Annotated in this window: 7 protein-coding genes and 1 pseudogene; 5 read left to right on the top strand and 3 right to left on the bottom strand. The window is 64.8% G+C overall.

Annotated features, from left to right (window positions below):
* Positions 1–212, bottom strand: a 212-nt coding sequence (locus ACIQ42_RS12905; protein ID WP_397422607.1) for a hypothetical protein, incomplete at its 3' end; no start/stop codon positions are given.
* Positions 213–390: 178 nt separating this feature from the next.
* On the opposite strand from ACIQ42_RS12905, the gene metG reads away from it, so the two are divergent.
* Positions 391–2163, top strand: coding sequence for a methionine--tRNA ligase (gene metG / locus ACIQ42_RS12900; RefSeq protein ID WP_397422605.1), 1773 nt, complete (start codon positions 391–393; stop codon positions 2161–2163).
* A gap of 67 nt (positions 2164–2230) precedes the next feature.
* Positions 2231–3349, top strand: coding sequence for an Sb-PDE family phosphodiesterase (locus ACIQ42_RS12895; protein ID WP_397422604.1), 1119 nt, complete (start codon positions 2231–2233; stop codon positions 3347–3349).
* Between the two features lie 79 nt (positions 3350–3428).
* On the opposite strand, the gene ACIQ42_RS12890 is transcribed toward ACIQ42_RS12895, so the two are convergent.
* Positions 3429–3728, bottom strand: a complete 300-nt coding sequence (locus ACIQ42_RS12890) for a hypothetical protein (protein ID WP_397422602.1) — start codon at positions 3726–3728, stop codon at positions 3429–3431.
* Positions 3729–3802: 74 nt separating this feature from the next.
* On the opposite strand from ACIQ42_RS12890, the gene ACIQ42_RS12885 reads away from it, so the two are divergent.
* From ACIQ42_RS12885 to ACIQ42_RS12875, 3 genes are all read left to right on the top strand, one after another.
* Complete coding sequence (locus tag ACIQ42_RS12885; protein ID WP_397422601.1) at positions 3803–4786, top strand: helix-turn-helix transcriptional regulator; 984 nt, start codon at positions 3803–3805, stop codon at positions 4784–4786.
* A gap of 43 nt (positions 4787–4829) precedes the next feature.
* Positions 4830–4970 carry a hypothetical protein gene (locus ACIQ42_RS12880; RefSeq protein ID WP_397422599.1) on the top strand — a complete coding sequence of 47 codons (141 nt, stop codon included), beginning with the start codon at positions 4830–4832 and terminating at the stop codon, positions 4968–4970.
* 78 nt (positions 4971–5048) lie between these two features.
* A complete protein-coding gene (locus tag ACIQ42_RS12875) occupies positions 5049–7151 on the top strand; it encodes a prolyl oligopeptidase family protein (RefSeq protein WP_397422598.1) in 2103 nt (700 codons plus the stop codon).
* 79 nt (positions 7152–7230) lie between these two features.
* Here the strand turns inward: ACIQ42_RS12875 and ACIQ42_RS12870 are convergent.
* Positions 7231–7770 (bottom strand): annotated as a pseudogene (locus ACIQ42_RS12870) (hypothetical protein); the annotation flags it as partial.

The raw sequence follows: 7770 nt of genomic DNA, 5'->3' as shown, positions 1-7770 counted from the left end.
TTCAGGATCACTCCGCCACCCGGCGCGGCTTCTATCGTTCCCGCCTGCAGGGACTCGAGCTTCTCCTGTCCGGCATACAGCGGCGCCTCGCGACCGAAGAACTTCTCGGCGGCCGGCGCCGTCGCGGCCGCATCAGCGGCCGGCTTTTCACCACAGGCGGTCAGCGAGAGGCAGGTCGTGACCCCCACAGCCAGAATTGTCTTACGCAGCATGCGCATTCTCCCGTTTCACGACGGCTGTTCTGGACAGACTCAGGGGCTGCCGCCATCGCCCCGATAGATAGAGTTTGCGCCGATAGCGCCGTTTGGCGAGCCTTTCTTGCACGGCGGACTTTGGCGAACCTGCCCGTCGGCCTATAAGCCCGGCTTTCCGCGCAAACCGTTACGGCCCATGTCCCGCATTCTCATCACCTCGGCTCTGCCTTACATCAACGGGATCAAGCACTTGGGCACGCTTGCCGGTTCGATGTTGCCGGCCGACGTCTACGCGCGGTTCCAGCGGGGCAGGGGACGCGAGACCCTCTACATCTGCGCGACGGATGAGCATGGCACGCCTACAGAGCTCGCGGCCGCCGAGGCCGGGCTCGATCCGGCGACATTCTGTGCGAACGCGCACGCCGTTCAGGCCGATCTGGGTGCGCGATTCGGCCTGTCGTGGGATCACTTCGGGCGCTCGTCCTCGCCGCAGAACCATCTGCAGACACAGATGTTCGCGCGGCAACTCTGGGAGGGCGGCTTCCTGGAGGAGCGGGTCACCCAGCAGGTTTATTCACGCGCCGACAGGCGCTTCCTGCCCGACCGCTACGTGATCGGAACCTGCCCGCACTGCGGCTACGAATCGGCGCGCGGCGACCAGTGCGAAAACTGCACCCGGGTGCTGGATCCGGCCGACCTGCTGCATCCGCGCTCGGCGGTCTCGGGCTCGACGGACATCGAGATCCGCGATTCCAAGCATCTTTTCCTGCGCCAGAGCCTGTTCTCCGACCGGCTGCGTGAGGGGATAGAGGCGCGGAAGGGCCGGTGGCCCCTGCTGGTCACCTCCATCGCCCTGAAGTGGCTGGACGAGGGCCTGCAGGATCGGGGCATCACCCGTGACCTGGACTGGGGCGTGCCGGTCAATGCCGCCGACTGGGGCCCGAACCCCGAGGGCCGGACGCCGGATGTGGAAGGGCTCGCGGGCAAGGTCTTCTACGTCTGGTTCGACGCGCCGATCGAATACATCTCCGCCACCGCTGAGTGGGCCGACGCCAGGGCCGGTGGAAAAGCCGCGGATGCGGACTGGGAGCGCTGGTGGCGACAGCCCGTCGCCGATGACGTCACCTACGTCCAGTTCATGGGCAAGGATAATGTGCCGTTCCACACGGTGGGTTTCCCCTGCACCCTGATGGGCGTGAACGAGGGGGCCAACGCGCCCTGGAAGCTGGTGGACGAACTCAAGGGCTTCAACTGGCTCGACTATTACGGCGGCCGGTTCTCCACCTCGCAGAACCGCGGCGTGTTCATGGACCAGGCGCTGGAGCTGTTGCCGCCGGACTACTGGCGCTGGTGGATCGTCGCCAATGCGCCGGAAACCTCGGATGCCACCTTCGTCTGGGAACAGTTCCAGGCGCAGGTGAACGCGGACCTGGCCGATGTGCTGGGCAATTTCGTCAACCGGATCCTGAAGTTCACCGAGACGCGCTTTGAGGGCGTGGTCCCGGCGGGCGGTGTCGATGGGCCGCTGGAGCTCAAACTGAGGGCCGATGTTCAGGCCAAGCTGGTCGAGCTGACCGGTTTCATGGAGGCGCGCGAGTTCCGAAAGTCCTCGGCGGCGCTGCGTCAGCTCTGGGTGCTGGGCAACCAGTACCTGACCGAGGCCGCCCCCTGGACCGCGCTGAAAACCGATCCGGAGCGCGCGGGCGTGGCGGTGCGTACAGGGCTCAATCTGGTGGCCCTGTTCGCCAGGGTCGCCGAGCCGTTCATTCCGTTCACCGCGAAGGTCATCGGCGAATCAGTGGGAGTTGGCGTTGGTCCGGGCCTTTGGCCGGATCCCGACAGGGCCCTGGAACTCCTCACGCCCGGGCAGACCGTAAAGGCGCCTGAAGTGCTGTTCCGCAAGATCGAGGACACCCAGGTGGCCGAATGGCGTGAGCGCTTCGGCGGGCCGGAAGTAATCCCGGCCTGACCGTCGCGGCTGTCACAGGCCTGTAGCGAGGACGTGCGAAGGATCCCCGACAACGTGGGGAAATCACATGCGCGGCTGGGTAGCAGGTCTGTTGGGTTGGGTGGCGCTGAGCCTGCCGGCGGCGGCCCATGAAACGGCCCGCAATCCGCGGCTCATGGTTTTCCCGAAGACGATATCCGGGGGGTTGATCCTTCCCGTTGACCTGCACACCCACAGCGTCTTTTCCGACGGCAGCGTCTGGCCTGACATCCGCGTGCAGGAAGCCGAGCGCGACGGTCTGACCGCCTTGGCTGTCACCGAGCACATCGAATACCAGCCGCATGCCGCTGACATCCCTCATCCTGACCGCAACCGTTCGTACAACCTGGCCTCGGGGATGGCCAAACCGGACCTTCTGGTCATCGCCGGCGCTGAAATCACCCGCAACATGCCGCCGGGACACATCAATGCGGTGTTCATCACCGACGCCAATGCGCTGAAGGTTGACGACGTGGAGGTCGCCCTTCGCACCGCCAATGCCCAGGGCGGGTTCGTATTCTGGAACCACCCCTACTGGCATCGCCAGGCGCCCGACGGCATCACGCGACTCAATCCCCTGCAGGAACGGCTGATCGCGGCCGGGCTGCTGCATGGCGTCGAAGTGGCCAACGGCGAGGACTATTCGGAGTCCGCCCTGCAGGTCGCCCTGGACAAGAACCTGACCATTCTGGGCACCTCGGACATTCACGGCCTCATTGACTGGGACTTTGATGTGGCCAACGGGGGGCATCGCGCCGTTACCCTGGTGCTGGCGCCGACCCGTACGCCCGCCGCTATCCGCGACGCCCTGCGCGCGGGGCGTACTGTGGCCTGGTTCAAGCAGACCGTGATCGGCCGCCCGGCCAATGTGGAAGAGGTCGTCCGCGCTTCGCTCAGTGTCGAGGCGGGTGATGTGGTGGAAAAGTCGCGCGTTCTGGCGTTCAAGCTCAAGAACAACTCGCCGATCCGCTACACGCTGCGCCGCAAGGGTGGACAGGCATTTTACAACAGTGCCGATGTGGTGGTCGTGCCGCCCTTTGGCGAAGTCGCCTTGCAGGTGACGGGCGGCGTCACGCCGCAGACGCTTGAGCTTGATTTCGAGGTGTTGAACTCGATCACCGCGCCGAAGCAGACCCTGAGCCTGACGCTTCGGCCGAAGGCGTCCTAGACCGGCCAAACGAAGGCGCGTTCCAGGTCCTGGAGCTTCTGACCCTCGTACCGCAGGCCCTGCATGGTTCCTGCGCGCTTCACGCCGCCTCCAGCACCCGGATGATCTGGCTCTCGCGTTCGTTCCAGAGAATCGCCACGCCGGCGGCGCGGGTGGCATGGGCGCCGAGCGCGGCCTCGACCTCGGGCTGATGCAACCGGTGGGCTGACAGCCGCAACAGGGTGCGCTCGCCCCCCTGATCCAGCGCCACATCATGAAACCGCAGCACCGCGTCGACAACCGCAGCCGGGGGCAGGGCCGGGCGGCTCGGGAATGAGGGCTTGGTCGGGCGCGGGCTGAAACGGACCGGGCGGCGGCGGGGCTGAAACGTCGAGGCCATGGCGTGAACTCCTTGCGGGCTTTCGATGTTTCGGGTTTATTCCGGAGCTACGACAGAAACGGACGTAGCATTTCATGCGACACGAGAAAGCCGGTCAGGTGCTGGAGCTGGCCCGGATGCTGGCCAGCACGGCGGAGGGGCTGACGCTCGACGAGATGGCCCAGCGCCTGTCTGTGAGCCGGCGTACGGTCGAGCGCATGCGCGACGCCGTGCGAGACGTGTTTCCACAGCTTGAGGAGGTCGTGGAGTGGCCGGTCACCCGGTTCAGGATCCCCTCCGGGCTGGATCACCTGTACCAGGCGCCCACCGCAGAAGAGATGGCGGCGCTGTCGGCCTCGGCCGAGCTGATGGATCGACAGGGCGCTACCGAGCGGGCCAGGGCCCTGCGCTCGCTGGAGCAGAAGGTGCTGTCGGCCACCCGCGCGGCCGCGCGGCGCAGGCTGGCGCCGGATCTGGAGGCGCTGTTGCAGGCCGAGACCATCGCTGTCACAGCCGGGCCCCGCCCGTTCGAGGAGGCCAGTGTCCTCTCGGCGGTGCGCGAAGGGCTCAAGGCGCTGTCGACCCTGCGGTTCCGATACGAGGGGGGATCCACGCCCGGGCGCGTGCGTGAAGTCACGCCGTTCGGCATCCTGTTCGGACGCTCGAACTATCTGGTGGCGGCGGAAGACGCCGGGATCGGCCCTCGCAACTGGCGCCTCGATCGCATCTTCGAGGTCGAGGTCACCGGCACACCGGGCTTCCGGCCGGAGGACTTTTCCCTTCAGGCCTATGCGGACGAGAGCTTCGGCATCTACCAGGACGACACCCATAATGTGGTGCTGAAGATCCTGCCCCACGGCGCCGAGGACGCCCTGCGCTGGCGGTTCCACGCCAAACAACGGGTGGAGCCACAGCCGGATGGCAGCGTCATGGTCCGCTTCCGGGCCAGCGGCATGCGCGAACTGGCCTGGCACCTGTTCACCTGGGGCGACAAGGCCCAGGTGGTGGCGCCGCAGGCGCTGCAGGACATGCTGGTGGACGAAATCGAGGTCGCCCGCCGAACCCACGTCCGATTCTGACGTAGCTTGAATCCAGCGTCTCCTCATCAGACAGGAGATCGACATGACCACCCTCGATTACGCCGCCCTCTACGAGACCGAGTTCCGCCATCGCCGCCGCCGCGCGGTGTGGCTGCGCATCCTGGCCGCGACGGCCTTCACGCTCTGGCCGCTGGCGGTCGTGGGGGCCATGGCGCTGCGGTGAGCGCCGATTTGCTATCAAAGGTGACGGTTCCTTCGCCCTGAGGTAGAGCTGACCGACCATGCCCCTAGAAGTTCCTCCATGCGTCTTGCTGCTCTCGTCACCTGCCTCGCCGCTGTCTTCCTGATGGGAGCCGCGGCGCCTGAAGACGATCCCTACACCTGGATGGAGGAGATCGAGGGCGCCCGGGCGCTGGATTGGGCCAGGGCCGAGAACGACCGATCCTTGCCGCAGCTTCAGAACGATCCGCGCTATGCCGGGCTCTATGCGGATGCGCTGAAGATCGCCACGGCGAAGGACCGGATTCCGTCCGTCAGCTTCGCCGGCGACGGATCGTTCCGGGGCTTTTGGCAGGATGCCGAACACGTACGCGGCATCTGGCGCACCACCTCGGTAGAGAGCTACCGCGCGGGCAATCCCGATTGGAAAACAATCCTGGACATCGACGCCCTGGCCAGGGCGGAAGGGGCCAACTGGGTGTTTTCCGGTGCGACCTGTCTGGCGCCTGATGACCGATATTGCCTGGTCAGCCTGTCCAACGGCGGAAAGGACGCCGTCGAGATCCGGGAATTCGATACGCAGACACGCCAGTTCGTCGACGGTGGGTTCCGCTTGCCCGAAGGCAAGCACATGGGCGCGCGGGTTCAGTGGATCGATAGGGACACCCTGTTCGTCGTCACCGAGTGGGCAAAGGGCGATGTCACCACCTCGGGCTATCCCTACATCGCCAAACTGCTGAAGCGCGGCCAGTCGCTTTCTGCGGCCAGACAGGTTTTCGTCGGCGCCCGCGACGATGGCGGATACGGCGTGCAGCCGATCATTCTGCGTGATCCGGCCGGCAAGGTGCAGGCGGTGATCATCTATCGCCCGCTCGATACCTTCAACGCGGAATACTACCTGCTGGACGATGACCGCCCCTTGCGGCTCGACTTGCCCAAGAAGGTGTCGATCCAGGGTTACGTGGATGGCCGCCTTTTGGTCAGCCTGGACGAGGCCTGGGGCGCCAAGGGCATGAAGGAGGGCGATCTCGTCGACTTCGATCTGGCCGCCGTCAAGCGCAAGCCGGACGCCTCGACGCCGGCTTTGGTCCTGCGCCCCGCCGCCAATCAGGCCGTTGAACAGGTGGCGACCACTCGGGACCGGCTGCTGGTGGTGATGCTGGACGACGTGAAAAGCCAGGTGCTGAGCTATCAGCGCGAGGCCGGGCGCTGGGCCGCCACGAAGCTGGAGCTGCCAGAGGATTCCACCGTCACCGTCACCTCCACCTCGGACATCGACAACCGGCTGGTGCTGAGCGTGGCCGGCTTCCTGACGCCCACCAGCCAGTGGCTGGCGGATGCGGCGGGCGGTACGCCGGTCAAGCTCCGGGCGCTGCCGGATCGCTTCGATGCGTCCCGCTTCATCACCGAACAGTTCTGGGCCACGTCGAAGGACGGCACGAAGGTTCCGTACTTCGTGGTCCACGCGAAGGGCATGACATTTGATGGCTCCAATCCGACCCTGCTGAATGCCTATGGCGGCTTCCAGATCAGTCAGACGCCATTCTATTCCGGAATAACCGGCAAGCTCTGGCTCGAGAGGGGTGGCGTCTTTGTCGTGGCCAATATCCGGGGCGGCGGCGAGTTCGGCCCGCGCTGGCACAATGCGGGGCTCAAGCTGAACCGCATGCGGGTTTACGAAGACTTCTTCGCCGTCTCCGAAGACCTGATCGCGCGCAGGATCACCAGCCCGAAGAAGCTCGGCATCGTCGGCGGCTCCAACGGTGGCCTCCTGATGGGCGTGGCCCTGACAATGCGGCCGGAGCTCTACAACGCCATCGTCATCCAGGTGCCTCTATTCGACATGATCGGCTACGACCACATCGGTGCCGGCGCGTCCTGGATGGGCGAGTACGGCGACCCCAAGGTCCCTGCGGAACGGGCCATGCTGATGACCTACTCGCCCTACCAGAACCTGATGCCCGGCCAGCCCTATCCGCGCGTCTTCATCCGCACGTCCACCAAGGACGACCGCGTCCACCCTGCCCACGCCCGCAAGGCCGCCGCGCGGCTCAAGGAGTACGGCTACGACTACCTCTACTGGGAGAACATGGACGGCGGCCACGCGGCCGCGGCCAATCTCAACGAGGTCGCCCTCGGCAGTGCGCTGGAGTTCACCTATCTGATGCAGCGGTTGATGGATTGAGGCGCGTAGCCTTGCCGACCCAATGCAACTGCTGGGTGCTCTGACTCTGCTAGAAACTAGCACGACCAGTTTTGGCCAATCAGCCGGTTAGGAAGTTTGCCATACTGATATCATCTAGGGTGCGGCCAACTATCCTGACCGCTGTATCAGCCACTCCATCGTTGTTCTTTGAGTCCGCAAATACAATCACGTCGCTCCCAACAAACGCTACCACGTATTGAACAATACCAACCGCGATTTGTGTGTTGGCAAATGACAGCGCTGCTTCATAGCTCGTAGAAAATGTTTCTAGATAATTGTGGGGCGCACCAGCGCCGATAGATGACAAGCTCGAAAGGTCCTGGAAGTATAAGTAATCCTCACTGTTCCAATCCAGGATCTGATCCAGCGCGGCGAATATGGTCGTGTCTTCGCCCCCAAAGAAATCAAACTCATCCCGGCCTTCGCCGCCGACAAGAGTGTCTGACCCGCTTCCCCCCGCCAATGCGTCGTTACCTGCGCCGCCATTGAGACTGTCTGCTCCGGCGCCAAGCTGGATGAGGTCGCGGCCATCGCCGCCGTTGATTGTGACATTCTCGTCGGTCCCGGTACCTCCAACGAAACGGTAGCCGCCGAGACA

This window comes from Phenylobacterium sp. (assembly GCF_044372605.1).
Classification (GTDB): domain Bacteria; phylum Pseudomonadota; class Alphaproteobacteria; order Caulobacterales; family Caulobacteraceae; genus Phenylobacterium.
This window is presented reverse-complemented; position numbering and strand designations above follow the sequence as displayed.

Bases quoted from the DNA above. Each gene is read 5' to 3' on its own strand.
- metG (WP_397422605.1), top strand. From the start codon at position 391: ATGTCCCGCATTCTCATCACCTCGGCTCTGCCTTACATCAACGGGATC.
- ACIQ42_RS12895 (WP_397422604.1), top strand. From the start codon at position 2,231: ATGCGCGGCTGGGTAGCAGGTCTGTTGGGTTGGGTGGCGCTGAGCCTG.
- ACIQ42_RS12890 (WP_397422602.1), bottom strand. From the start codon at position 3,728: ATGGCCTCGACGTTTCAGCCCCGCCGCCGCCCGGTCCGTTTCAGCCCG.
- ACIQ42_RS12885 (WP_397422601.1), top strand. From the start codon at position 3,803: ATGCGACACGAGAAAGCCGGTCAGGTGCTGGAGCTGGCCCGGATGCTG.
- ACIQ42_RS12880 (WP_397422599.1), top strand. From the start codon at position 4,830: ATGACCACCCTCGATTACGCCGCCCTCTACGAGACCGAGTTCCGCCAT.
- ACIQ42_RS12875 (WP_397422598.1), top strand. From the start codon at position 5,049: ATGCGTCTTGCTGCTCTCGTCACCTGCCTCGCCGCTGTCTTCCTGATG.